Consider the following 25,946-nt stretch of genomic DNA (forward strand, 5'->3'; position numbering starts at 1 on the left):
TCAGGTCGCCCTTCCCGGATGCCCCGCCAGTTCGGTGTCCGTGTAGTACTTCCCCAGTTCGTCGATGTCGAAGAGCGCCAGCAGATCCGGACGCATCGGCGCCTGCTCCTCCCGGGTGACGATCACGTCGGGTATCGCCGCACCGTCGCCGAGGGCCCGAACACCCGGCACCGTGCTGCACACCAGCAGCGTCGCCCGCCAGTCGGCATCCATCGACGGGTAGTCATCGCGGGTATGGCCGCCGCGGCTCTCCGTGCGCATCAGCGCGGCTCGCGCGACGCACTCGCTGACCAGCACCATGTTCCGCAGGTCCAACGCCAGGTGCCAGCCCGGGTTGAACTGGCGGTGCCCCTCGACGGTCACGCCGCCGATACGGGATTTGATCTCTTCGAGCTTCGCGATGGCCCGCTCGACCTCCTCCTCGTTACGGATGATGCCGACCAGGTCGTTCATCGTCTGCTGCAACTCGGTGTGCAGGGTGTACGGGTTCTCGCCGAGCCCCTCGGCTGGCGGATCGAACGGTGCCAGCGCGGCCTCCGCCGCAGCCGTGACATCCGCGTCGGTGACCACGGGGCGCGCGGTGAGGGACTGCACGTAATCGGCGGCGCCCAGGCCTGCTCGTCTGCCGAACACCAGTAGGTCGGACAGCGAGTTACCACCGAGCCGGTTCGATCCGTGCATGCCGCCCGAGCATTCACCGGCCGCGAAAAGCCCTCGCACTGTGGATGATCCGCTGTCGGGATCGACCTCGATCCCACCCATCACATAGTGGCAGGTGGGTCCGACCTCCATCTGCTCCTTCGTGATGTCGACATCGGCGAGCTCCTTGAACTGGTGGTGCATCGACGGCAACCGCCGCACGATCTCCTCGGCCGGCATGCGGGACGCGATGTCGAGGTACACGCCACCGTGCGGGGTGGAGCGGCCCGCCTTCACCTCCGAGTTGATCGCCCGAGCAACCTCGTCACGCGGGAGCAGATCCGGGGTGCGGCGGTTGTTGTCCGGATCGTCATACCACTTGTCGGCCTCCTCCACGGTCTCCGCGTACTGGCCTTTGAACACCGCGGGGATGTACGAGAACATGAAACGCTCGCCGTCCACGTTCTTCAGTACGCCGCCATCTCCGCGTACGCCCTCGGTGACGAGGATGCCCTTGACGCTCGGCGGCCACACCATGCCGGTCGGATGGAACTGGACGAACTCCATGTTGATCAGATTCGCCCCGGCCCGCAGCGCCAACGCGTGCCCGTCGCCGGTGTACTCCCACGAGTTCGACGTCACCTTGAAAGACTTGCCGATGCCTCCGGTCGCCATCACGATCGCGGGGGCGTCGAACAGCACGAACCGCCCGGATTCGCGCCAGTACCCGAAGGCCCCCGAAATCCGGTCGCCATCCTTGAGCAGTTCGGTGATGGTGCACTCCGCGAAGACCTTCACGCGCGCCTCGTAGTCGCCGGTCTCGGCGAAGTCTTCCTGTTGAAGCGAGACGATCTTCTGCTGCATCGTCCGAATCAGCTCGAGCCCGGTGCGGTCACCGACGTGTGCAAGTCGCGGATACGTGTGGCCGCCGAAGTTGCGCTGGCTGATCCGCCCGTCGGGCGTCCGGTCGAACAGCGCGCCGTACGTCTCGAGTTCCCAGACCCGATCGGGCGCCTCTCTCGCGTGCAGCTCCGCCATCCGCCAGTTGCCCAGGAATTTCCCACCGCGCATCGTGTCGCGGAAGTGCACCTGCCAGCTGTCCTTCGAGTTGGCGTTGCCCATCGCAGCAGCACACCCGCCCTCGGCCATCACCGTGTGCGCCTTCCCGAAGAGCGACTTGCACACCACGGCGACGGACAGGCCGCGTTCACGCGCTTCGATCACCGCCCGCAACCCGGCGCCCCCGGCACCGATCACCACTACGTCGTAGGTGTGCCGTTCGACCTCCGCCACGCGTTCCCCCTCTGTCGATAAAGCCGGTCCGGTACTGCTGTCAGTTGAACAAGCGCAGGTCGGAGATGGTGCCGCTCGCGACCAACATGATGTAGAAGTCGGTGATGATCAGCGTCGCCAGCGTGGTCCACGCGAGCTGCATGTGCCGGGTGTTGAGCTTGCTCACCCAGGTCCAGATCCGATAGCGGACCGGATGCGACGAAAAGTGCTTTAGCCGGCCGCCGGTGACGTGCCGGCACGAATGACAAGACAGCGTGTACGCCCACAGCAGGAGCACGTTGACCGTGATGATCAGGCTGCCGAGCCCGAGACCGAAACTTCCGTTCGGACCCTCGTACGCCCGCACCGCGTCGTACGTGTTGACCAGCGACACCACCAGCGCGACGTAGAAGAAGTAGCGGTGCGCGTTCTGCACGATCAGCGGCAGCCGAGTCTCGCCGGTGTACTTGGCGTGCGGTTCCGCGACCGCGCATGCCGGTGGCGCCAGCCAGATCGACCGGTAGTAGGCCTTGCGGTAGTAGTAGCAGGTGAGCCGGAAGCCGAGCAGGAACGGCAGTACCAGGAAGCCGAGTGGGATCCACATCGGAAGCTCACCGACCCACGTGCCGAAGTGGCTCGCGCCGGGTACACAGGATTCACTGATGCACGGCGAGTAGAACGGCGTCAGGTAGTGGTAGTCGTCCACCCAGTACGCGGTCCGGACGAACGAGCGGACGGTCGCGTACACCACGAAGACTGCGAGCCCGATCGTCGTGAGCAGCGGCGCCAGCCACCAGCGGTCGGTCCGTAGCGTGCGGGCGCCGATCAACGCCCGGGCCGGCGGCGGTGTGCCGAGCTCGGTCACGCGCGGAGTCCTCACGCGTTCTCGTGTGGGTTGCCGCCGAGCCCCTCGTCGTCCGCGTCCTGCCACAGCGAGCGGTCATACGGGGTGTCCGGCACCTGCACACGCTCGGACGAGGCGCCCGTCGTCGGCCGCGGCGGTGATTCAGTCAGATCATGGGCATCGATATCGAGACGATCGACGTCGTTTGCGAGCCTGCGCACCACGGACGCGTCGCCGTAGACGTCCCGCAGCGACCCGACACACTCCCGCAGATGCCCGATCGTGCGCTGCAAATCCATCACTTCGGTGGTGGTCATCCGAACCTCCGACAAGCACTGGTCGATTTGTCGGCTCGATCAGCGTGGCGGAATAGGTAGTGCCGTCGGCCCGCCGCCCGATCTGCCTACTCTTTGTGATGGCTATCACAGTACGTCAAGGGTTGTCCCTGCGCCGGGATTAACCCTCGGGCGGTCCAAGATCAGGAATCCACGCCTCCCAGAGGCCGCTACCGCTGATCATTTGTTCCGGCAGGCCGGGCGGCTGAGCCATCCGATGGGGGAACGCAACCGCCGGATCCGCTCCATACACGATCTCCGACATGCCCAGCATGCGGTCGTTGCGCCCGAACTCGCCACCCAGTGTTGGATCATCGGCCACGGGCTGACCTCACTCGTCGCAACCGGGCCGCTTGCGAGAGAGATTCTCGACTGCGGCGCGACCATGCTGACTGCTCTACTGATCCGCGCCGGCGACGAACCCGAGCAGTGCGGGACTTCTGTAGCACGGGGATGGGGAGCGTATCCGAACGATGAGGGCGCAGTTCGGCGGTAGCCCGGAGTTGGTGTGGTCGGCACTCCCCGTGTCGACCCACACCAAGATCAACGGTTCCGTGTTCGAACTACTCACCTTCACAACCCCTCGGCATACCCGCGATCACAGCCGCACTCGCCCCGGTCAGCACCTCCATCGGATTCCTCATCCGGTCGGCCCGACTGACCCAGAACCCTGCACGCTCTTCTCAGACACCGCTCTAGTTGCGGAGGTGGTCGATGAGTTTGGTTTCGGAGAGGTCGCCGTAGCCAGCTGCGACCAAGCACTGGAAGATGTCGAGGGCGGTGTGGCCGAGGGCTGCGGGGGCACCAACGGCGTCGGCCAGTTCGACGCCGATTCGGGTGTCCTTCAGGCGAAGTGCCGCGGTGAAAGCGATATCGCGGCCGTGAGGTCCGTCGAGCATGAGCTTGCTCATGCGGATCACCGTGGGGCTCGCCGAGCTGCCCCGAGTGAGGGTGTCGGCGACGGTGGCCAGGTCCAAGCCTGCGAGTTCCGCCGTGCGCAACGCCTCGGCGGTGGCGGCGATCTGAATCGAGCCGAGCAAGTTCTGGATGAGCTTGTAGGCGGTACCCGCCCCAACCTCACCGAAGTGAACAATTCTGGTGCACAACGGTTCCAGCATCGGGCGGGCAGCGGCCAGGTCGGCGGCATCCGCGCCGATGAAGAGGGTCAGCGTGCCGGCGGCAGCGGCGTCGGGCAGGCCGGTGACCGGCGAGTCCAAGTAGCGGAGGCCGTGCGCCGAAGCGTGTTTCGCCAACTAGACCACCCAGGTCCGAGAGATGGTGGAGCACTCCACGGCGAAGGCGCCCGGCGCTGGGTCGCCAGCGAGGGCGCCGTCCGCGCCCAGCCAGACCGCACGCGAGACATCGTCGTCGGCCACCATCGCGATGATCGCCTCGGCACCCTGCGCCGCCGCGCGAGGTGTGTCCGCCAGACATTCGGCCCAAACCCAGAAGCGCAATCCTCGCCACCCGCCTGACGCTACTGCAACCGGATGAACGCGCAGGAAACAGAACTCGATAGCTCATGCCAGGCGCTCCTTGGTGGCCCTCGCGCACCGACACGACACCGTGGAGGCAAGCGTGAGCGATTGTGGCTGATCCACATTCACCCGTCAGATGCGGCCGAGTGCCACGTCGATGATCTCTCGGCTCGAGATGTGGAGGGCATCAGCGGCAGTGCGGCCGGTCTTGGCGAGGTACGTATCGACCAGCCGGCTACCGACCGCGTATCCCGCGCCGGTCGGCAGACCGACAGGCTCACCGCCGAATCTCCTTGCCGCCGCATCGCCATGGATCCACGCAGTGAAGTTCTGCATTCCGGTCACTTCGAGTCCGGAGACGACCTTGGCAAAAACAGTTTCGTCCGAGAGGTGCGGTACGCCGATGAGGGAATAGCCGAGCTCGTCGCCATAGAGCTGCCGGGCGAACGCGTCAGCGAGGCCTTCGGAAACGACCTGTTCACCGACGTTGACAACGGAGGGGTCCCATATCACTCCACCCGGACTGTAGCGGAGATTGTGGTTGAGCTCGTGCACGGCAGTCGCCTCGAGTCGGTCCAGGTTCTGCGGCGTAGGCCAGAAGGTCAGCGAGATGTAACCGAACGTACTTCCGTTCCCGCTCATGCCTTTCGCTGATTCCATGAAGTAGTCATTACCGGGATCGCCGAGCACTATGAGAACCGTGATGTCCGGTACCTCGATACTGGGCGTCGCCATGAGCTAAATGGCCAACGCATCGTCGAGAGCCCGCGAGATTCGTCCCCACGCATCGGCATCATGCAACATCGCCAGCGCGTCACGGCACGCTTCATTCTCGCGGTCGGCTGGGAATCCGAAGCTCATCCGGTGCATCGCTTCGAGATCTACCTCACCTGGGAAGAACCGGTACATACCCGCCATCGGAGTGAGCATCGCGGTGAGCCGCGCCGAGCGTTCCGCCGTCGGGGCCCGCAGCACCGTGTCCATACCGGTGAATGTGTCCAGAACTGTGATCGTCATGACCCACAAGCTAAAGGCTGACGCTACGTGAGGCTCAAATCATGCCCTTTGCTGATCGTCCGCACTCGCCGCTCAGGTTGGGAAACATGACGGATCAATCGGATTCGCCTTCCTCCCGTGAAGGTCGCGCGCCCTGGTCCGGCATCACTCGCCACAGACCTGATCACCCTCCGGACTCGCGACAGTGTCTAGACTCGACTCGGTGCTCATATGGATCAACGGCGCGTTCGGCGCAGGAAAGACACAAACTGCATTCGAATTGAATCGACGCGTCCCGCATTCCCACATCGCCGATCCCGAACTCATCGGATTCGCTGTCCACAAGATGCTTCCGGCGTCCGAACGAGGCGACTTCCAAGACCGACCTCAGTGGCGGTCAGCGGTCGTCGCGACACTGGCCGATGCCGTCGCCGCCCACGACGGACCGGTGATCGTGCCGATGACGCTCGTCAACCCGGAGTATTTCGACGAGATCATGACCGGTCTGTCCGCCGAAAACGTTGATGTCAAACACTTCTCACTGACTGCCTCGGCCGAAACTCTTCGCCATCGACTACGGACCCGCAGCGGCTACTGGCTGGGCCGCGCTGCAGGACGGGACGAAACGTGGGCAATGCAGCAAATCACCCGCTGCGTCGCCGCCCTGGGCACAGACCGATTCACCGAACACGTCGACACCGACGATCGCACCATCGACGAGGTCGTCGAAGACATCGCGGCGCGTGCGGGCCTCCTCCTCACCCAACCGCGTCTTACGGCCACCCGCTATCGACTCCGACGGGCCGTGGTCGGCATCCGCCACATCAGAACCTAGGCAGCTGTACCGGGCCCGCCGAGAGGAGACCCGTCGATCATCCAATCAGCGCGGCGAGCCAGTCGGGGTCGAACCACTCCGGGGCCGTCGACGCGAAACCGGCGGTGTCCGAACCCGCGACACCCGCGGGGACCCGCCCCACCAGCGGCGACCCCGTCACGGTTGCAATGTCTTCGACATTGCAACGCTCGGCGAGACCCGGTTCAGCGGGCCAGGAGCCGATCACGAAACCCCCGCACGGCACGCCCGCCGACACCAGAGCCTCGGCGGTGAGCGCGCAATGGTTCAACGTGCCAAGGCCCGCGGCCGCGACCACCACCACCGGAGCCCTCACGTCCCCGGCGACGTCCCGCAGCGTGAAGCCGTCCCTGCCGAGCCGCACCAGCAGACCGCCGGCACCCTCCACCAGCGTCACGTCGTGGCGGGAATCGAGGTCCCGGATCGCCGCGACCACCTCGTGACGGGTCAGCTGCGCCCGGCCGCTGCACCGAGCCGCGGTGTCCGGTGCCAACGGCTCGGGGTACCGCGCCAACTCCAATCCGGTGGCAACGCCCGCCAAGCGTGCCACCTCGGCCAGGTCGCCCGGCTCGCCATCGGCAACGCCGGTCTGCGCGGGCTTGCACACCGCGACGGTCCGGCCCAGCCTGCTGATCGCGGCCGCCAGCGCGGCCGTCACGACCGTCTTGCCGACATCGGTCGATGTCCCGGAGATGATCACGACACTCATGCGGAAGTTCCCGCAGCATCCAGCGAAAGCACTTCAGCCAGAACGGATTCGATATGCGCTAGCTCATCGTCGGCAATCGTCGCGCGCGCGGTCAGCCGCAGCCGCGATGTGCCCTCCGGGACCGACGGCGGCCGGAAGCAACCCACGTGCACCCCGCGTTCCCTGCACGCGTCGGCCGCGGCCAGCGCGGCCGACGGATCACCGAGAATGACCGACACCACCGCAGATTCGGGGGCATCCGCCCCAGAAATCCGCGCCAGGTCACCCGCGCGCGCCAGCACCGCCGCCGCGCGCTCTGGTTCCCGGATCAGCACCGCGAGCGCGGCCCGCGCCGCACCCACCGCGGCAGGCGCCAGACCGGTATCGAAGATGAACGTGCGCGCGGCATCGATCAGGTGGGCGCGGACGCTGTCCGGTGCGAGCACCACGCCGCCCTGGCTGGCCAGTGACTTCGACAACGTCGCGGTCACCACGATGTCCGGCTCCCCCGCCAGCCCCACCTCGTGCACGAGGCCGCGCCCCCCGACGCCCCGAACACCGAGTCCGTGCGCCTCGTCCACCAGCAGCACCGCACCGTACTCGCGGCACACGCGGTGCATTGCCACGAGTGGCGCGAGATCGCCGTCGGCGCTGAACACCGAGTCCGTGAGCACCAGGGCACGTTCCTCGGCGCGGCCCGCGAGCGTCCGGCGCAAGAATTCGACGTCAGCATGGGGTGCAACCACCACCCGCGAGCGAGACAGCCGGCATGCGTCCACCAACGAAGCATGCGCGCCCGCGTCCGAGACGATCAGCGAACCCGGGCCCGAAAGCGCCGTCACAGCACCGAGATTCGCAGCATATCCGCTGGCGAACACGAGACCTGACTCGGTACCGACAAAGTCGGCGAGCTCCCGCTCGAGCCGCGCATGCTCGCGCGTCGTGCCCGTCACGAGGCGTGAACCCGTGGCACCACCGCCCCACCGCCGAACCGCCTCGACGGTGCCATCGATCACCTCAGGATGACGAACCAAACCGAGGTAGTCGTTGGACGCGAGATCGATCACCGTGTCGGCGTCACCGCGTGGACGCAACTCCCGGCGCAGCCCGGCGGCCCGCCGGTCGCGTGCGACGTCGTCCAGCCAGCTCAGTGCGTTGCCCTCGGTACCCACCCACAGCACGATACAAGCCCACTTGAACGGCGTTCAAGTGGGCTTGTATGTATTCACTCCAGTTGGCTCCGCGCCGCCGCAACCATGCCGGAGGTGATGCGGTCCAGTTCGTCCCGGTTGCAGATGTACGGCGGCATCGCATAGATCAGGTTCCGGAACGGTCGCAGCCACACCCCTGCCGCGACGGCCGCGTCGGTCGCGGTCGGCATGTCCACCGGCTGAGCGAGCTCGATCACGCCGATTCCGCCGAGCACCCGGACATCCAGGACACCGGGTACGTCACGCAACGGGGCAAGGCCCCGCTCGAGTCCCCTGCCGAGCGCCTCGACCTCGGCCCGCCAGTCCCGCGACAGCAGTAGTTCGACGGCGGCGACGGCGACCGCACACGCCATCGGGTTCGCCATGAACGTCGGCCCATGCATGATGCCGCCGCCCTCGCCCGCACTGATCACCTCGGCAACGGTCGCGGTACACAGCGTCGCAGCGAGTGTGAGATACCCACCGGTGAGCGCCTTACCGACGCACATGACGTCCGGAGCGAGGCCTGCGTGGTCGGCCGCGAACAACTCGCCGGTACGGCCGAATCCAGTGGCGATCTCGTCGAACACGAGCAGCAGTCCGTGCTCGTCACACATGCGCCGCAGTTCCCGCAGGTAGTCGGGATGATGGAACCGCATGCCGCCAGCACCCTGCACGATCGGCTCGACGATGATCGCGGCCAACTCGTCGCGGTGCTCGATCACGATGCGCTCGAACTCGCGAACATACTCCGGGTGGAAGTCGCGCGGCGGGACGGGCGCGAACCTCTGGCGGGTCAGCACGTCGGTCCACATCGAATGCATGCCGCCGACCGGATCGCACACGCTCATCGGGGCGAACGTGTCGCCGTGATAGCCGCCGCGCCACGTCAGTAGCCGGTGTTTCTCCGGCCGCCCGAGGCTGCGCCAGTACTGCAGGCACATCTTCACCGCGACCTCGACAGACACCGACCCCGAGTCGGAGAGAAACACCTTGTCGAGCCCGGCGGGGGTGATCTGCACGAGCAGTTCGGCTAACCGTGCGGCGGGGGCGTGCGTGAGACCGCCGAACATCACGTGGCTCATCCGGCCGAGCTGATCAATGACGGCAGCGTCGAGTACCGGGTGGCGGTACCCGTGCACTGCCGACCACCACGAACTCATGCCGTCGACCAATTCGGTCCCGTCCGCAAGGGTGAGCCGGGCACCCTGCGCGGACTCGACCACGAGCGGGACCGTCGACGCAGGGAGCGCACCGTAGGGGTGCCACAGGTGTTCGGAGTCGAGCTCGACGATCCGGTCGGAAGTCAGGTGCATGGAGGTCACGTCGCACGACTGTAGGTGCAGAGCTCGGCTCCTCGCTCGGCAGGTCGTTCGGGCTGACTGCCGGCTCTACCTCCTGGGTGTGAGCACCGTTTCCAAGCGGAAACACTCGGGGCGGAAACACTCGGGTGCGACGAGTTCGCGACCCGACCCCGCGAAAGAAGCGACAAACGCGATATCAGTGCGCGACCGGACACTTTCCGCTGTAGTCAACCTGCAGTTCCTTGATCCCGTTGATCCACCCTGATCGCAGCCGGCGCGGATCACCGAGCTTGGTGATGTCGGGCATGCGGTCGGCGATCGCATTGAACATCAGCTCGATCTCCATCCGTGCCAGGTTCGCGCCGATGCAGTAGTGCGCGCCGGTACCCCCGAAGCTCAAGTGGTCGTTGTCCGTTCGCGTGATATCGAATGCCGTCGGATTGGCGAACACGTCCTCGTCGAAGTTGGCGGACGAGTAGAACATCACCACCCGATCGCCCTTGCGAATCGCCTGACCACCGAGCTCTGTGTCGCACAGTGCAGTTCGCTGGAACCCCACCACCGGTGTGGCCCAACGGATGATCTCGTCGACGGCGGACATCGGACGCTCGCGCTTGTACAGCTCCCATTGGTCGGGGTTGTCCATGAAGGCAAGGATGCCGTGGGTGATGGCGTTGCGGGTGGTCTCGTTCCCGGCAACCGCGAGCAGAAGCACGAAGAAGCCGAAGTCTTCGGAATTGAGTGCGTCGCCGTCGATGTCGGCCTCGACGAGCGTGGTGAGAATGTCGTCGGCCGGGCACTTACGGCGCTCCTCCGCCATGGCATACGCATAGCCCAGCAGCTCCGCCGATGCCGTCGCCGACTCGTCACCGTACTCGGGATCGTCGTAACCCATCATTTGATTGGACCAGTCGAAGATCTTGCTGCGGTCGTCCTGCGGCACACCGATCAATTCGGCGATGGCCTGCAGCGGAAGTTCCGCCGCGACCTGCGCGACGAAGTCGCCCGACCCGGCGGCGATGGCCTCCGAGACGATCTTCTCGGCGCGCGCGGCCAGCGCCGGACGCAGGCTGGCGATGGCGCGCGGGGTGAAGCCACGGGCGATGATCTTGCGTAGCTTGGTGTGCTCCGGGGCATCCTTGTTCACGAGCAGGTGCCGCATGAGTTCGACTGTCTCGCGGGGTATGTCGTCGGAGAACCGAGCGATCGCCGTGTTCTCCCACGTCGAGAACACCTCGCTGTTGCGCGAGACTTCTTTGACGTCGGCGTGCCGAGTCACCGCCCAGTACCCAGCATCCGGATACCCACCCTTCGTCGGCGGCTGTTCGACCCACCACACGGGAGCCGTCTTCCGGAGTTCCGCGAACTCCTCGATCGGCAACCTCGTCTCGTACACATCGGGGTCGGTGAAGTCGAAACCTTCTGGAATACGGGGAATTGCCACGCCAAACTCCTTCGCTCGGGATCCGTCGACGGCCACACACTTGCGAACACGCCGATCGTCACACGGTTCCGCGCCGCCCCGCTTGGCCGATTCCCCCAGCCGCGCGCAGTTGCTTTGTACATTTCGCACATGTGCCGCCCTACAGGTGAATCACCGGCCGAAGGCGTCGAAACACTTCAACGCAAGTTCGAGATTCAAACGCCGAGCGAGCAGGTCACGGCCGAGCGTCTCCTCGACCCGCTGGATGCGGTACCGCACCGTGTTCTTGTGGACGCCCAGCCGACGAGCGGCGGCCTCCTGGTTGCCGTGGCACGCGAGCACCTCTCGCAGCGTGTCACGGAGCCGTTCCGCTGTAGTGTCCTCGCCGAGCAGTCCGTCGAGCTCACGGCCGACGAGGGCGGCCATTGCGGCCGGGTCGGCCGACAGCATCGAGACCACCTCGATGTCACGGTAACGGGTAACTGTTGTCTGACGCCGTCCTGACTCCGCGATCCGCTGCGCCGCGCGGGCCTCTCGGTGACTGCGCCGGAACCCGTCGATTCCCGACGAAGGCTCACCCAGCGCCAGGCGAACTCCGGCAGGTGCCGACAACGGCCCCGTTGTCAGCGGCTCGACATCGGACTCGCCGTGCGCGATCCACGCCCACACCCCGTGTGCACCGGAGGGAACCGACAGGGTGCGGCGTCCCCCCGCCACACGGGAAACGACCGATTCCAGCGAACCGGCGAACGGCGCCGCCCCCTCGACCCAGGCCACGACAGCTGTGTGCGTGCGATGCAGCGGATACCCGAGCCGCGCCGAGTCCTGGGTGGCGTGGCCGCCGCCGTCCAGGATCTCGCGGACAGTCGCCAACCGGGACGCGAAGGCGCCCTGCAGGAGCCGCTCCCGCTCCCGCGAGTAGGTAGCTGCGAGTTCGTCGAGCATGGCGTTGAGCAACTCACTCGTCTGCGCCCACACCGTGGTGAGCACCTCGAGCTTGAAGTCGGAATCCAATCCCTCCTGCTCGACCAAACCCGATGTGAAACCCAGCATCGCGCGGTGGCCCGCATGGTAGAGCTGTGAGAGGACGCGCAGTTCCAGGCCGCGCTGGGCGATCGTTCGCGCAAGCGCATGCGCCTCCTCCGACACGGGTGTCGCCGCGGGACCGTCGGCCAGCGGCACACTCGCAACGAGAAACGCCTCGAGCTGACAGCGGATCGCCGCACGCAGATCACGCTGCACCTCCGCGTCCGCAGCAAGCTCCGGCACGTCAGCAGCGAACGATTCCTCGAGGTCGGACAGGAAGGAAGTGAGATGCTCGCGCGTCATCGTCGTGGTCACGTAGTCGCGCAACCACAGTTCGGCACGCTGATCACGCTTCACCGTTCACCCCCACCGGATTTCTACGGTCGTTTGGGCTCATTGTGCACGGATCAGGTGTGCACGGATCGGGCCCGGGCCCCGAATTACCGGATGATGCGTCCCAGCGAACAGTAGTGTTCCAGTCGTGGTCAACACTTCGCTGTCACCCCGGCTCGCGGCGATCGTCGATGCACTACCGCTCCGAGACGGGACAAGGGTGCTGGAGATCGGATGCGGACCGGGCGCCGCCGCGCGCGAGATCGCACGCCGCATCGGGACCGGGCACATTCTCGCAATCGACCGCTCGCCGAACGCGATTCGACAGGCCGTCAGAGGATCTCGAACGCAGATCGAGGCTGGAACCCTGAGCTTCCGTCAGGTCGCGGTCGAGCAGTTCGAACTTGCCGCCGACGAGGCACCGTTCGATATCGCCTTCGCCGTGCGGGTGGGCGCACTCGACGGGCGTCATCCCGACGCGGGACTGCTCGCGGTCCGCAGGATCGCGGCAGCATTGGCCCCGGGCGGGAGACTCTTCATCGACGGCGGTGATCCACTTCGCGAACTTGCACTGTCCGATCTGTCCGGCTCGACCGGGCACCCGTAGCACGCTGCACGGCCGACTCGAGAACCGTCGGTATCTCCCCCGGGGCCAGCATTGCTCCGTGAACGACGCCACGCGCGCACGGGAGCAGATGACATGGTTCGCTAACCGAAACCGGGGGGCATTCGTCTTCGACGCCGAACTCGACGACGGGGCGATCGCTCACCTCCAGCAGCAGCTGCGCATCCCGGAGTCGCCGCAGACCGACAACGTCGAATTGGCCCGGACGTGTAGGGCCCGCTTCTCTCATTGATCAGAGGACCCTGCGCCGGGATCCGCGCGCCGGGACTGCCAGAAGGTCCGGCGCACGCGATCACCACCTGTTGCCTCATGTCAAGATGCCCGCGAAGCGTGATTCGTTGCCTCATTTGTGGATGTCCGCGAGGGAGTGGTGGCGGATCCGGGCTTCTTCGTCGGTGTTCGTTTACTGGTGGCGAGGGTGATCAACTCGGCGGTAAGGGCCTGGATCTGTCGTTGGACCGCCGCGGGATTGACGCTCGCGTAGGCCGCATCGAGAGCGTCCTTCGTGTCGGCGGTCACCGCGGGGTGAGCGCTCGCACGCCGGTGTGGAGTGGTCGCGGTGTCGTACTTCTTGGTCACCTTCGCGCCGTCCCGAACCTTGGAGATCAGCTTCTGCTGCGGCGAGAAGAAGTTCGTCATATTCGATTGCAGAACCCAAATCTTGTTGAGTAACAAAAGTTCCGCAGGAGTGTCGTAGCGAAGATAGCCGACAACGGTACGCACGATGGCCCAGTTCTTCTGCTCGACGTGCGCACCATCATTCGAGTTCCCCGGCCGCGAGCGGGTGAACGTGATCTCCCGCCGTTCACACCACGCCAGCAGATGATGGTTGATGAACTCGCTGCCGTTGTCGGAGTCCACACCGAGCAGCGGGAACGGCAACACCCCGGCGATCTCGTCGAGCGCCGCGACCACCCACTTGAGGGCCTTGTTCGGCACCGACCGGTTCTCCGTCCACCCGGTGGCGATATCGGTCACCGTCAACGTGTACGCATGCTCATCGACCGCGTTCCCGCCCTCGTGACCGACCAGATCGATCTCCACGAACCCCGGCACCGCATCGTCCCACTGCGCCCACGTCCGGATCGGTATCTGCGACTTGAGCAGCGATCCCGGCTTCGTGTGCGAGCGACCCTTGAGTTCGAGCGACTTGCGCTGCGGGGCCAGCCGCCGATCCACGGTCGCCGCCGACATCCGCACCAGCAACGCCGCGGTGTCGTCGTCGATGTCGAGTTCCCCGAACCGCCGCAACACCGGAACCAGCTCCGGCAGGATCGGGACAAGACGCTTCCCTGCCGGCATGCCGAGCACCGCCCAACAGAATGTCAGTGCTGTAACAACTTCCGAACCATACTTGACCGGACGTGGAGCCCGCGGACGCACCACCCGCGGCATCAGAGCAGACCGCAACATCCTGCGGGCATGATCACGATGCCACCCCGTCGTCGCGCACAACTCGTCGAGAATCCGGGACTTCCCTGACCTGTCGGCCCGGGCATATCGGGTCGCGATCGCCCTCGTCACAGACTTACGTTCCGCCATAGACAGTCCCATCACCCGGCCCTACCGCCCCCACCGGCATCGACCGGACCGACACGCCGCTACGCGGGCATTCTCGGATGAGTCAACGATGGGACCTACGCGGGCATCTTTGATGAGTCAACGCGAACCATTGACTCGAATATCAGTTCGAACTAGACTCGTGCCATGAATCCGGGGGGACTCAGCAACTCAGGCATCGCAGCCACCGCGCTGCAGCCGGGTGACGTGTGCACGCTCCCCGAGATCTCGCTGCTGCAAGGCACACTCGAAGTGTCCCGTGAGATCGAACGCCTCGAAGCACTGCGTGTCGCAATGGTTGCCGAAATCGACGAGCGTGCCGTTTCGTTTGACGCCCTCGGATTCCGCAGTGTCAAACTGTGGCTGGCAGCGAACACACTGCTGGAAGTGCCGGCCGCAGCACGGATCCTGGCGCTGGGGAAGACGCTTCGCCGGCAACCCGACATCGCCGACGCATTCAGCGCCGGCACCGTGTCGGCCGAACACGCCGCATTGATCGGCAAGTTCTGCGAGACCCCACCGCGCGGCATGCCTCACGAGGCTCTGGACTCGTGCCGAAAAGTCCTGCTGGACTGCGCCACCGGACCGGCCGCAACCACGATGACCGTCCGCACCTGCATCGCGCGCCTCGAGCGGATCTTCGAATCCGACGAACTCCCACCGAGTGAGGACACCGACCGCAACGAGTTCCATGCCTCGAAGACCCTGAACGGACGCGTCGCCGTCAAGGGTGATCTCGATGCCGTCACCGGCGAGATGTTATTGACGGCGCTGTCGTCGCTCACCAAACCGCGTAACCCGGTCGACGATCCAGCGGGTGCCCGCACCCCGGCGCAGCGACGCGCCGACGCCTTCGCCGAGATCCTGCGCCGCTACCTCGACTCCGGTGACGCACCCATCGAAGGTGGGGAACGACCACACCTGTCCTTACATGTGAACGCCAGCGACCTCGCGCGGACCGAGACCGATCACGGGCACTGGGAGTCAGACAACGATCCGAATCTGTTCGGTGACAAAGACGTTGCGCAGGTGCCCCACATGGGGCCACTCACCATTGCGACCGCCCGCCGATTGGCCTGCGACTGCCACCTCACCCCGATTGTCATGGACGACGGCGTGCCCTTGAACCTGGGCCGCACCAGTCGGACTGTGTCCAAGAAGCAGCGCCGTGCGTTGATCGCTCGCGACCATGGCTGCGCATTCCCCGGCTGCGGCGCACCACCCGCACACTGCGAAGGCCACCACGTCAAGCATTGGGCCGACGGCGGCCCCACCGACCTCGACAACCTAGTGCTGTTGTGCCGCTACCACCACCATTTGCTGCACCACTCCCACTGGCAGGTAGAAGTCGGTGACGATCGAAAGCCGTGGTTCACACCACCCGCGTCAGTAGATCCCTACAAGAAGCCCATCCCCGCCCACAATCGGGCGGGACCACAAGCCGCCTGACGCCGCGGCCCCCTGTCCGGATACGGGTTCATCCTCGATGATGCGGCCCGTCTGGAGGTCGATCTCGATCTCTCGGTGGACTCCCTGGAGATCGACGAAGTCCACCTCGACGGTGGGCCGACCGTCTTCCTCGTCCAACTCGACGCCGAGGACATCCGGCGGCGGCTCCTCGGCGTCGGCTACACCACCTCCGGCCACAAACACACCCACCCCGACCGCTACCGAACCCAGTACGGCAGCCACACCACGCACCACGACGCGGGCCGTGCGCATGAGAATCACCTCGTCCGAGAAAGGAAGTACCGTATCCACGCTACCGCCGTCAGCGCCTTCGATCGATGCGGACATCCGCGCACTTTCGGTAAATCATCGAGTTCCGTCCCGTCCGGACTTTCAAGGCAGCCATCCCGAATGCACGTCGGATCCGGTTTCCACGCCGGCAACAGCCGCAGTCGCGCGCGGCATCCGGATCATTCGGGCTAGGGTTTTGCAGCATGGAGCGCACCGACCCCTCGGCGCCGACGGACGGCGGCTCGGCGCCCTCGCCGACGATCGAGGTGTGGCCGGGATCCGCCTATCCGCTGGGCGCCACCTACGACGGAGGCGGCACCAACTTCTCGCTGTTCTCGGAGGTAGCCGACGCAGTCGAGCTCTGCCTGATCGCCCGGGACGGCACCGAGACACGAATCCCGCTCGAAGAGGTCGACGGATATGTATGGCACGCATACCTGCCCACCGTCACCCCCGGCCAGCGTTACGGCTACCGAGTCCACGGCCCGTACGACCCGGCGGCGGGTCTGCGGTGCGATCCGTCGAAGTTACTGCTCGACCCGTACGGCAAGGCATTCGACGGCACCTTCGTCACCCAAGCAACTCGTGCAGAGGCTCCCCCCAGGCCATCCCCGTTGTACACGTACGGCGAGGACACGCTCGGGCACACCATGACCACGGTCGTGATCAACCCGTACTTCGACTGGGGCACCGACCGGCCCCCGCGCACCCCGTACCACGAGACCCTCATCTACGAGGCCCACGTCAAGGGCATGACCGCGACACATCCCGCGGTGCCGGAGGACCTTCGCGGTACGTATGCCGGGCTCACGCACCCCGCCGTCATAGAGCACCTGACATCGCTGGGCGTCACCGCGATCGAGTTGATGCCGGTCCACCAGTTCATGCACGACCAGATCCTGGTCGACCAGGGACTCCGAAACTATTGGGGCTACAACACTTTCGGATTCCTTGCCCCACACAACGAGTACTCCTCGGTGACGAAACCGAGCGGCGTCGTCACCGAGTTCAAGACGATGGTGCGAGCCTTCCACGAAGCGGGCATCGAGGTGATCCTCGATGTCGTCTACAACCACACCGCGGAGGGCAGCCACCGCGGGCCCACCATCGCATTCCGCGGCATCGACAATGCTGCCTACTACCGGCTCGACGACGGCGATCCCGAACTCTACAAGGACTACACCGGGACCGGGAACAGCCTCAACGTGCGGCACCCGCACACCCTGCAACTGATCATGGACTCTCTGCGGTATTGGGTCACCGAGATGCACGTCGACGGCTTCCGCTTCGACCTCGCATCCACCCTGGCCCGCGAATTGCACGACGTGGACCGGCTTTCCGCCTTCTTCGACCTCGTCCAGCAGGATCCGGTGGTCAGCCAGGTGAAGCTGATCGCCGAACCCTGGGACGTCGGCGAGGGCGGCTATCAGGTAGGCAACTTCCCCGGGCTGTGGACCGAGTGGAACGGCAAGTACCGCGACACAGTCCGCGACTACTGGCGCGGGCAGCCCGCGACCCTCGGCGAGTTCGCGTCCCGCCTGACCGGGTCCTCCGACCTGTACGAGACCACCGGGCGCCGGCCGAGCGCGAGCATCAATTTCGTCACCGCGCACGACGGTTTCACCCTCACCGATCTGGTGTCGTACGACGAGAAGCACAACGACGCCAACGGCGAGGGAAACCAGGATGGCGAGAGCCACAACCGATCGTGGAACTGCGGCGTCGAGGGTCCCACAGATGACCCGGAGATCCTGGCGCTGCGGGCCCGGCAGCGGCGCAACATACTGGCGACGCTGCTGTTGAGTCAGGGCACGCCGATGCTGGCGCACGGCGACGAACTGGGTCGCACTCAGCACGGCAACAACAATGTGTACTGCCAGGATTCGTCCCTGTCCTGGATGGACTGGACGCTCGCCGAGACCAACGCCGATCTACTCGAGTTCGCCCGCGTCGCCGCCGCCCTGCGGGCCGCCCACCCGGTGTTCCGGCGTCGCAGGTTCTTCCGGGGCCGACCGGTCCGCGAAACCGAGAACAGCCGCGACATCGCCTGGCTCACCCCCGATGGCCGGGAGATGACCACTGAGGACTGGGACAGCGGCTTCGGAAAGGGCCTGTCGGTGTACCTGGGCGGCGACGCGATTCCCGAGCCCGGCCAGCGCGGCCAGCGCGTGATGGACGACTCGTTCCTGTTGTGCTTCAACGCCCACGCCGAAGACCTCGCGTTCGCGGTGCCCGGTGACGGCTGGTCCGTCGCGCTGGATACCACCGAGCCGACCGGGACACCGGGTGACTCCACTGCCGCGGCATCGACGGTGACGGTGCCGGCCCGATCGCTGCTGGTCCTGCGGCGGGACCGATCGCGATGAAGGCCGTGACGGGCACCTACCGACTGCAACTGCGTGGTGACGTGTTCACCCTCGACGACGCCCGTAAGCTCGCCGGCTACCTGGATTCGCTCGGGGTCTCCCACCTGTATCTGTCCCCCATCCTCACCGCCACCACCGGATCCACCCACGGCTACGACGTCACCGATCCGACGACCGTATCGGCCGAGCTCGGCGGGCGCGCCGCCCTCGTGGCGCTCGCGGCCGAGCTCGACGAACGCGGCATGGGGCTGATCGTCGACCTGGTGCCGAATCACGTGGGGATCTCCGATCCACGCCAGAACCGTTGGTGGTGGGACGTTCTCAGCCGCGGGCGGGCTTCGCCCTATGCACGGTGGTTCGACATCGACTGGCACGAGGACAACGGCGCCGACGGCCGCGTTGCGCTGCCGGTCCTTGGCCACGAACGCGAGCTCGACGAGCTGCACATCGACCGTGGTTCCGGCACCGCGGTGCTGGCCCTCGGCGCGCTGCGGTTCCCGATCGCCGACGGCACCGAGGAGGGCACCCCGCGCGACATCCATGACCGGCAGGCCTATCGGCTGGTCGGCTGGCGGGACGGGCTGGTCGGATACCGCAGGTTTTTCACCGTCAACGATCTGGCCGCCGTGCGGCAGGAGAATCCTCGGGTCTTCGCAGCCACACACCGCCAACTCGCGAGCTGGGTGTCGGGTGGCCTCGTCGACGGCGCACGGGTGGACCACCCGGATGGCTTGAGCGATCCCGCCGGCTATCTGCGCGAACTACGGGGCGTGCTCGGTCCTGATCGGTGGCTGGTGATCGAGAAGATCCTCACCGAGGGCGAACCGCTGGACCCGACCCTGCCGGTAGACGGCACCACCGGCTACGACGCGCTCGCCGAGGTCGGCGGGTTGTTCCTCGACCCGGACGGCGCCGCACCGCTGACCGAACTCGCGACACGGTCGGGGGCAACCGGTGACGCACAGTAGCTGCGAGACACCGAGATGGACCTGCGGCGCCGCGCGGCCCGAACCGACCTGGCGCCCGAACTCGATCGGTTGATCCGAACGGTGCTGCGGGACTCCGCCACCTTCTGCAGTCCCGCGCAGCTGCGTGACGCGCTGGTGGACGTGCTCGCCGCGATGCCCGTGTATCGCTCCGACTACACCCCGCTGCGGGGGCTGCTCGAACGGGTGATCGGCGAGACCGCGGCAGCCCGTCCCGAGTGGGAATCCGCACTGACCACACTGGCGAGCGCGCTTGTGGAGGGCGCGGAATCCCGGACCCGCTTCCAGCAGCTGTGCGGCGCGGTCACCGCGAAGTCCGTCGAGGACTGTCTGTTCTATCGCACCGCACGCCTGGTGTCACTGCAGGAGGTGGGCGGGAACCCCGGCCGATTCGGCTGTTCCCCCGCCGAGTTCCACCTGCGGGCCGCCGCCCGCGCCCGCGACTGGCCGCGAACGATGACGACGCTCTCGACCCACGACACCAAGCGCGGCGAGGACGTGCGGGCCCGTATCGGCGTTCTGTCTCAGGTGCCGCACCTGTGGACGCGGTGCATCTCCGACTGGGAGATGACCACGCCGAGTCCCGATGGAGTCACCGGGCTACTGCTGTGGCAGAACATGTTCGGAGTGTGGCCCGCCGATGGCACCCCTGCCGCCGCGGCACCCGGCCTGCGCGAGCGACTGCACGCGTACGCGGAGAAGGCGACCCGCGAGGCGGGGCTGCACACGTCGTGGACCGCGATCGACGACGACTTCGAGCGCGCCGTCCACAACTGGATCGACAGGGTGATCGACGGCCCCGTCGCGCACAGCATGACTGCGATCGTCGCTCAGTTGGCACCGCACGGCCGGTCCGACGCGCTCGGCCAGAAGCTCTTCCAACTGTGTGGCCCCGGCATTCCCGATGTCTATCAGGGCACCGAACTCTGGGAGGATTCGCTCGTCGACCCGGACAACCGTCGACCCGTCGACTTCACCCCACGTCGAAAGCTGCTCCGTGCAATGGACACCCCGGGGGTGGATGCCCCCGCGGTCGATCACACGGGCGCCGCGAAGCTGCATGTCACCCGGACGGCGCTGCGGCTGCGACGTGAGCGACCCGACAGCTTCGTCGGAGGCTCGTACGCGCCGTTGTTCGGCGTCGGAACCGCCCGCGAGCACCTGGTCGGGTTCGCACGCGGACCCGCCGGTGCTCCGGCGGACACGATTGCGCTCGCCACACGCCACAGCGTCACACTCGGCGAAACCGGTTGGGGATCCACCACTGTGCACCTCCCGGTGGGCGACTGGTTCGACCGCCTCACCGGGCAACTCCATACGAGCGCCGCACCACTGGCGAAGGTATTCGACCGCCTCCCGGTCGCACTGCTGGTCCGCCTCGATCGGCCCTGACAGCCGCGCCAGCTCCAAATGGGTGTACTCACCACGGCGGCCCACGCCGTTCCGGCACATGTGTCGCAGATCTCCTCCGCACACACTGGTTCCAGCCGCATCGCCACGAGGGAGTCAGTATGAGACACATCGCCATGACAGCCAGCCCAGCAGGCAGGATCCCGGATATCCAGTCGATCAGCGCCGCTCCGTCGCCGGAGAGTGCCGGCCCGGCGCTGCGGTTCCAGCCGGCGGCACACCGGGACGACTCGACCCTGACGGCGGTGCTCACCTGGCCGCACGGCACCCCCCTGCTCGCGGACCTGGTGGAGATGTTCGCCCACATGGGACTGTGTGTGGCCACCCACGAGCTACTGCCCGGGCGCGGCTCCGACGTTGATGAAACCGACGTTGCTGAAACCGACGTTGCCGAAACCACCACGGTGCACCTGTTCACCTTCTGCCCGAGCAGCGCGCCGTGGGAGGCCTCGACAGCGAACCTGGTCTCCGACACCTTCGCCGCGGCCGCATCCGGCGCGGTCGAGGTGGACGGCTACCTGCGTCTCGTGGCCACCGCCGGCCTGCAGTGGCACGAGGCGTCGCTGGTGCGGGCTCTCGGTCGCTACGTGCGTCAGGCCGGACTCGAACTGTCCGAATCGTCGATCATCGACATCCTCGCGGCGCAGCCGAGGTTCGTTCGTGCCCTCGTCGCGCTGTTTCGCGCCCGCTTCACACCGCACCTGCCCGACCGCGCTGCGCCCACCGCGACCGCGGAGGCCGACCTCGCCGACGCGGTCACGGCGACCGCGACACTCGACGAGGACCGCCTGCTGCGCGGGCTGTGGTCACTCGTCTCGGCAACGCTGCGCACCAACTGGTTTCAGGACAGCGTCCGCGCCGGCGGCCCGATCGCCTTCAAGATCGACCCGTCGCGTGTCAGTCTGCCGGCGACGATCGTGCCGTACCGCGAGATCTTCGTGCACGCTCGCGGCGTCGAAGGCAGCCACGTACGGGGCGGACCGATCTCGCGGGGCGGCCTGCGCTGGTCGGACCGCCGCGACGACTTCCGTACCGAGGTGCTGGGTCTGATGCGCACCCAGATCGTGAAGAACTCCCTGATCGTGCCGATGGGAGCCAAGGGTGCCTTCGTCGTTCGGGGCGCAGCCGATCCGTCGCCGGAGCAGGTCCGTGCCGCATACAGTGCGTTCATCGGCGCGTTGCTCGACGTGACGGACAACGTCGTAGACGGCGCGACCGTGCATCCCGACGATACCGTGATCCACGACGGCCCCGACACTTACCTCGTGGTGGCCGCGGACAAGGGCACCGCGCGGTTCTCCGACCTGGCCAACGCAATCTCCACTGGCCGCGGATTCTGGCTCGGCGACGCGTTCGCGTCCGGCGGCGCCACCGGTTACGACCACAAGGAGATGGGTATCACCGCCCGCGGAGCGTGGGGTTCGGTGCGGCGCCACCTCGCCGAATCCGGACTCGACGTCGACACCGAACCGTTCACCGTCGCCGGTATCGGCGACATGTCCGGCGACGTCTTCGGCAACGGGATGCTGCTCTCACGCCAGATCCGGCTGGTCGGCGCGTTCGATCACCGTCACGTGTTTCTCGACCCCGACCCGGACCCGGAGCTGTCGTATCGTGAGCGTGAACGTCTTTCCACGGCAGGACGATCCAGCTGGGACGACTATGACCGGACAGTTCTCTCACCGGGCGGCGGTGTGTGGCCCCGGACCGCGAAGACCGTGCCGCTGTCCCCGCAGGTTCGTCGGCGCCTGGGCATCGACGCCACCGAACTGCCGCCGCACGAGGTGATCAAGGCGCTGCTGCGGGCCCAGGTGGATCTGCTCTGGAACGGCGGCATCGGCACCTACGTCAAGGCGTCGACCGACACCCACACCGATGCGGCCGATCCTGCCAACGATGTCGTCCGGGTGAACGCGGACACGCTGCGCTGCAAGGTGATCGGCGAGGGCGGCAACCTCGGATTGACTCAGCGCGCCCGCGTGGAGTTCGCTCTCGCGGGCGGCCGGATCAACGCCGACTTCATCGACAACGCGGCCGGTGTCGCGACTTCCGACCGGGAGGTCAACCTCAAGATCGCGCTCGATACCGCGGTCCGCGCCGGCGAGCTGCTCGCGTCCGATCGCAACGGTCTGCTCGCCGCTGTCGAGGACGACGTTGCCCGAGCCGTGCTCGAGGACTGCGACCGGCAGACGCTCGCTATCAGCCTCGCCGAGGCCAACGCGTCGTTCCTCCTCAGCCGCCACGAGCGGCTGATCGAGAACCTCGAGGAGACGGGTGGGATGAACCGCGCGGCGGACGTGTTGCCGTCCACGGGCGAGCTCGCGGCCCGCCGACGCGCCGGCACGGGCCTCGTGCGGCCGGAGATAGCGGTGCTGTTGGCGCGGTCCAAGAACCTGGTGCGCAGCGAACTGCTGAACTCCCCTGCCCTCGACGATCCGGCGTTCGAGGACGTGCTGAGACAGTACTTCCCGCCGCTGATTCGTGCTCACGTCGGCGACGGGCTCCGCAAGCACCGGGTGGCGCGCGAGATCGTGGCCGTCGTACTCGCCAACGAACTCATCGACCGTGTCGGACCCGGCTTCATCCACCGACTCGAAGAACGTTCGGGGGCAACGACCCCCGACATCGTCACCGCCTACGCGGCGGTCCGCACCGTGTTCGACGTCGACCGCCTGTGGCGCGGCGTCCTCGCGCTGCCGGACGTCACCCGCCGGGCGCGGCTCGACCTCCTTTTCGGGGTGCAGGATCTCATCGAACGGGCGACGTCGTGGCTGCTGCAGGTCCGCCGGGCCGGAGCGGGGCTCGCCGCGGACATCGATCGCCTGACGCCGACCGTCACGACCCTCGCCGAACAACTGCCCGGACTCTCCGGCCGGCTCGAGCACGACCTCGAGACACTGCGTGTGTTCGCAGCGGCACCGGCCCTCGCGGTCGCGGCGGATCGCACCGGCCACCACGTCACCCGGGTGGCCCAGGCCTACCGCGAGATCGGTGTCACGTTCGGGCTCGACTGGCTGGCCGACGCCATCCCTGCCGGAGCACCGACCGGCTACTGGGACACGATGGCGGCCGACGTGATCACCGACGAATTGCAGGAGCACTGGCATGGGCTGGTCGCCGTCGTACTGCAAGATCTGGGCACCGACGAGCCCGTTGCCGACGCGATCGACCGGTGGCGGGCCGGTAACCCCACCAGCGCCACCCGCCTCGCCGATCTGATCGCTGACCTGCGTCGCTCCGGACGGGTCGATGCCGCCCGCGGTTGCGTCGTCAATGCCGAGCTGGCGCTGGCGGTCCGAGGGTCGGTCAGCACTGGCGGGAGATGATCGCGAGAAGCAGCTCGGCGCGCACCCGGGCCACCCCCATGTCGCAGCCCAGGATCGCCTCGACCCGGGCGATCCGGCTGCGCAGGGTGTGCCGGTGCACGCCGAGCGTGGCCGCCGCGGACTCCCAGTGCCCGTTCGCCTCGAGGTACGCCCGCAGCGAGGCGAGCAGCTCTGTGCCCTGACGCGCATCGTGCTCGACCAGCGGGGTGATCATGGTGTCCGCGAGCGCGTCGAGGACCCGTCGCGACTCCGGGAACGTCAGCAAGGCGCTTCCCGCGAGCGTGGCGAACTCGACGGGACGCCCACCGTACTCGGCGGCCGAGGCAGTGAGCCGGGACTGCTCGACCGACTCGGCCACCTTGTCGATTGGGTGCGGGGTACTCAGCCCGACCCGCACTGACTTCCGGTCCGGGATACGCAGCCCCTGGACCAGTCGGCGCACGAAGTCGGGCCCGTCGGTGCCGCGCAGCAGCACCGTCACGCTCGTGTCGTCGCGTCGCGCGAACAGTTGGCGGGCCGAGCCGGTCATCTGTTCGTCTGCCGCGGTCGCGACCCGCGTCGCGACCGCGGTGTCGTCACACAGCACCGTCATCGCGCGCACTCGCCCCTGATCGTCGGCGGCCTGGGCCACCTGCTTTCGGGCCGGGCCGAGGTCGAGGTCGGTGGACAGCAGCAGACCCAGCGCCTCGCTGTTGAGCCGATTCTGCGCTGCTCGTAGCCGGCGCGGCTTCTCGAAGTCCAAGGCCAGCAACGAGTTCGCGTGACCGAGCAGGATCTGGTCGACGTAGCCGAGGCCGCTGGCGCTCACCGCCGCGAGGTAGCCGTGGACCACGTTTCCCGCGCTGATCGACTGCACGGCCACGGTGGCCCCCGACCGATCCAGCGCGACGCTGCTCGATGCGACACCCGTCCCGCTCGCTGTCAGGGCCACGATCTCGGCGAGCGCGGTCGTGTCCACTCGCGCCGGGTAGGCATCGATCACCTGCGCCGACGGATCCAGCAGCACCACCGTCGCCGAACACGCGACAGACAGCTCGCGGATCGTCGCGCCCGCGCCACCCTGGATCGCGGCGCGCGTCATCCGAGGCTGTGCCCGTGAGGCGCGCAACATCGCCTCGTACTGCTGTTCGCCGAGCCGTCCCATCACCTTCTTCGCGACCGCGACGAACGGGGTAGGCAGCGGCACCTCGAACAGCGGAAGACCGAGCTCCTCCGCTGCAGTCACGAGGTCACCGGGAACCTCGGGATGGGAGAGCCCGGTTCCGAATCCAATTGCTGCAACACCACATTCACTGAGATTGCGCATGTAGGTCCGGCGATCGGCGGCGGCCAAGGGCAGCCCGATCCCGGTGGTGAGGATCAGTTCGCCACCGGACAGCCACTGGGCCGGATCACTCAGCTCGGTCGTCACCACGAATGTCACATCGGCACCGAGGCCGGCGGCGCCGGCCTTCAGCTCGAGCGCGAGTTCAGGCTGGGACAACAACCAGCGGACGGGAAGGTTCATCTGCCACTCCAGTACCTGCGGCGATCAGGGGGGATGAGTCGTCGA

The 25,946-nt window shown here is 66.8% G+C and carries 22 protein-coding genes and 1 pseudogene; 7 read left to right on the top strand and 16 right to left on the bottom strand.

Going from position 1 to position 25,946, the window contains the following annotated elements; translation table 11 throughout:
* The 8 genes from ERC79_RS01595 to ERC79_RS23335 form a co-directional block, all read right to left on the bottom strand.
* Entirely contained in the window at nt 1-1,932 is a 1,932-nt protein-coding gene (locus tag ERC79_RS01595) for a fumarate reductase/succinate dehydrogenase flavoprotein subunit (protein ID WP_131575145.1), read from the bottom strand.
* Nucleotides 1,933-1,972: 40 nt separating this feature from the next.
* A complete protein-coding gene (locus tag ERC79_RS01600) occupies nt 1,973-2,776 on the bottom strand; it encodes a hypothetical protein (protein ID WP_242676708.1) in 804 nt (267 codons plus the stop codon).
* Nucleotides 2,777-2,787: 11 nt separating this feature from the next.
* Entirely contained in the window at nt 2,788-3,072 is a 285-nt protein-coding gene (locus tag ERC79_RS01605) for a hypothetical protein (protein ID WP_131575148.1), read from the bottom strand.
* Between the two features lie 139 nt (nt 3,073-3,211).
* Entirely contained in the window at nt 3,212-3,412 is a 201-nt protein-coding gene (locus ERC79_RS01610; RefSeq protein ID WP_131575150.1) for a hypothetical protein, read from the bottom strand.
* Between the two features lie 373 nt (nt 3,413-3,785).
* Complete coding sequence (locus tag ERC79_RS01615; protein ID WP_242676709.1) at nt 3,786-4,343, bottom strand: NAD-binding protein; 558 nt, start codon at nt 4,341-4,343, stop codon at nt 3,786-3,788.
* Nucleotides 4,344-4,547 (bottom strand): NAD(P)-binding domain-containing protein, encoded by a 204-nt coding sequence (locus tag ERC79_RS23330; protein ID WP_242676710.1) that lies wholly within the window; start codon nt 4,545-4,547, stop codon nt 4,344-4,346. It abuts the gene before it with no gap.
* 153 nt (nt 4,548-4,700) lie between these two features.
* Nucleotides 4,701-5,303 carry a DUF2268 domain-containing putative Zn-dependent protease gene (locus tag ERC79_RS01620; protein ID WP_242676711.1) on the bottom strand — a complete coding sequence of 201 codons (603 nt, stop codon included), beginning with the start codon at nt 5,301-5,303 and terminating at the stop codon, nt 4,701-4,703.
* A 3-nt stretch (nt 5,304-5,306) separates the two neighbouring features.
* Nucleotides 5,307-5,585, bottom strand: coding sequence for a hypothetical protein (locus tag ERC79_RS23335; protein ID WP_242676712.1), 279 nt, complete (start codon nt 5,583-5,585; stop codon nt 5,307-5,309).
* Between the two features lie 202 nt (nt 5,586-5,787).
* Here ERC79_RS23335 and ERC79_RS01625 point away from each other — a divergent pair, with 202 nt between their 5' ends.
* The gene (locus ERC79_RS01625) at nt 5,788-6,399 is read left to right on the top strand and encodes an AAA family ATPase (protein ID WP_131575152.1); all 612 of its coding nucleotides are present in this window, start codon (nt 5,788-5,790) and stop codon (nt 6,397-6,399) included.
* A gap of 37 nt (nt 6,400-6,436) precedes the next feature.
* Here the strand turns inward: ERC79_RS01625 and bioD are convergent, their stop codons facing one another.
* From bioD to ERC79_RS01650, 5 genes are all read right to left on the bottom strand, one after another.
* Nucleotides 6,437-7,126, bottom strand: a complete 690-nt coding sequence (gene bioD / locus ERC79_RS01630) for a dethiobiotin synthase (protein WP_131575154.1) — start codon at nt 7,124-7,126, stop codon at nt 6,437-6,439.
* Nucleotides 7,123-8,277, bottom strand: coding sequence for an 8-amino-7-oxononanoate synthase (locus ERC79_RS01635; protein WP_242676713.1), 1,155 nt, complete (start codon nt 8,275-8,277; stop codon nt 7,123-7,125). The genes bioD and ERC79_RS01635 overlap by 4 nt, the downstream gene beginning before the upstream one ends.
* Before the next feature lie 53 nt (nt 8,278-8,330).
* On the bottom strand, nt 8,331-9,620 hold the full coding sequence (locus ERC79_RS01640) for an adenosylmethionine--8-amino-7-oxononanoate transaminase (protein ID WP_131575158.1): 1,290 nt from the start codon (nt 9,618-9,620) through the stop codon (nt 8,331-8,333).
* A gap of 175 nt (nt 9,621-9,795) precedes the next feature.
* Nucleotides 9,796-11,043, bottom strand: coding sequence for a cytochrome P450 (locus ERC79_RS01645; RefSeq protein WP_131575160.1), 1,248 nt, complete (start codon nt 11,041-11,043; stop codon nt 9,796-9,798).
* Nucleotides 11,044-11,193: 150 nt separating this feature from the next.
* Nucleotides 11,194-12,405, bottom strand: coding sequence for a PucR family transcriptional regulator (locus ERC79_RS01650; RefSeq protein ID WP_131575162.1), 1,212 nt, complete (start codon nt 12,403-12,405; stop codon nt 11,194-11,196).
* Between the two features lie 124 nt (nt 12,406-12,529).
* On the opposite strand from ERC79_RS01650, the gene ERC79_RS01655 reads away from it, so the two are divergent.
* Together ERC79_RS01655 and ERC79_RS01660 are read left to right on the top strand one after the other, a co-directional pair.
* Nucleotides 12,530-12,988, top strand: a complete 459-nt coding sequence (locus ERC79_RS01655) for a class I SAM-dependent methyltransferase (protein ID WP_131575164.1) — start codon at nt 12,530-12,532, stop codon at nt 12,986-12,988.
* A 58-nt stretch (nt 12,989-13,046) separates the two neighbouring features.
* A complete protein-coding gene (locus tag ERC79_RS01660) occupies nt 13,047-13,238 on the top strand; it encodes a hypothetical protein (protein ID WP_131575166.1) in 192 nt (63 codons plus the stop codon).
* Between the two features lie 80 nt (nt 13,239-13,318).
* On the opposite strand, the gene ERC79_RS01665 is transcribed toward ERC79_RS01660, so the two are convergent.
* On the bottom strand, nt 13,319-14,560 hold the full coding sequence (locus ERC79_RS01665) for a transposase family protein (RefSeq protein ID WP_242676714.1): 1,242 nt from the start codon (nt 14,558-14,560) through the stop codon (nt 13,319-13,321).
* 153 nt (nt 14,561-14,713) lie between these two features.
* On the opposite strand from ERC79_RS01665, the gene ERC79_RS01670 reads away from it, so the two are divergent.
* Nucleotides 14,714-16,015, top strand: coding sequence for an HNH endonuclease signature motif containing protein (locus tag ERC79_RS01670; RefSeq protein ID WP_131575170.1), 1,302 nt, complete (start codon nt 14,714-14,716; stop codon nt 16,013-16,015).
* On the opposite strand, the gene ERC79_RS23230 is transcribed toward ERC79_RS01670, so the two are convergent.
* Nucleotides 15,953-16,363: a hypothetical protein gene (locus ERC79_RS23230; RefSeq protein ID WP_207390406.1), complete on the bottom strand. Its 411-nt coding sequence runs from the start codon at nt 16,361-16,363 to the stop codon at nt 15,953-15,955. The genes ERC79_RS01670 and ERC79_RS23230 overlap by 63 nt on opposite strands.
* A 146-nt stretch (nt 16,364-16,509) precedes the next feature.
* Between ERC79_RS23230 and glgX the strand changes: the two genes are divergently transcribed.
* From glgX to ERC79_RS01690, 3 genes and pseudogenes are all read left to right on the top strand, one after another.
* The gene (glgX, locus tag ERC79_RS01680; RefSeq protein ID WP_131575172.1) at nt 16,510-18,672 is read left to right on the top strand and encodes a glycogen debranching protein GlgX; all 2,163 of its coding nucleotides are present in this window, start codon (nt 16,510-16,512) and stop codon (nt 18,670-18,672) included.
* Nucleotides 18,669-21,050: pseudogene (gene treY / locus ERC79_RS01685) on the top strand (malto-oligosyltrehalose synthase). Before glgX ends, treY begins: the two are co-directional and overlap by 4 nt.
* A gap of 134 nt (nt 21,051-21,184) precedes the next feature.
* Nucleotides 21,185-24,394, top strand: coding sequence for an NAD-glutamate dehydrogenase domain-containing protein (locus tag ERC79_RS01690; RefSeq protein ID WP_242676715.1), 3,210 nt, complete (start codon nt 21,185-21,187; stop codon nt 24,392-24,394).
* Here the strand turns inward: ERC79_RS01690 and ERC79_RS01695 are convergent.
* Nucleotides 24,375-25,901 carry a PucR family transcriptional regulator gene (locus ERC79_RS01695; protein ID WP_131575176.1) on the bottom strand — a complete coding sequence of 509 codons (1,527 nt, stop codon included), beginning with the start codon at nt 25,899-25,901 and terminating at the stop codon, nt 24,375-24,377. The two genes, ERC79_RS01690 and ERC79_RS01695, sit on opposite strands and share 20 nt — an antisense overlap.
* Nucleotides 25,902-25,946 lie beyond the last annotated feature (45 nt).

Origin of the sequence: Rhodococcus sp. ABRD24 (assembly GCF_004328705.1) — a bacterium.
GTDB lineage: Bacteria > Actinomycetota > Actinomycetes > Mycobacteriales > Mycobacteriaceae > Prescottella.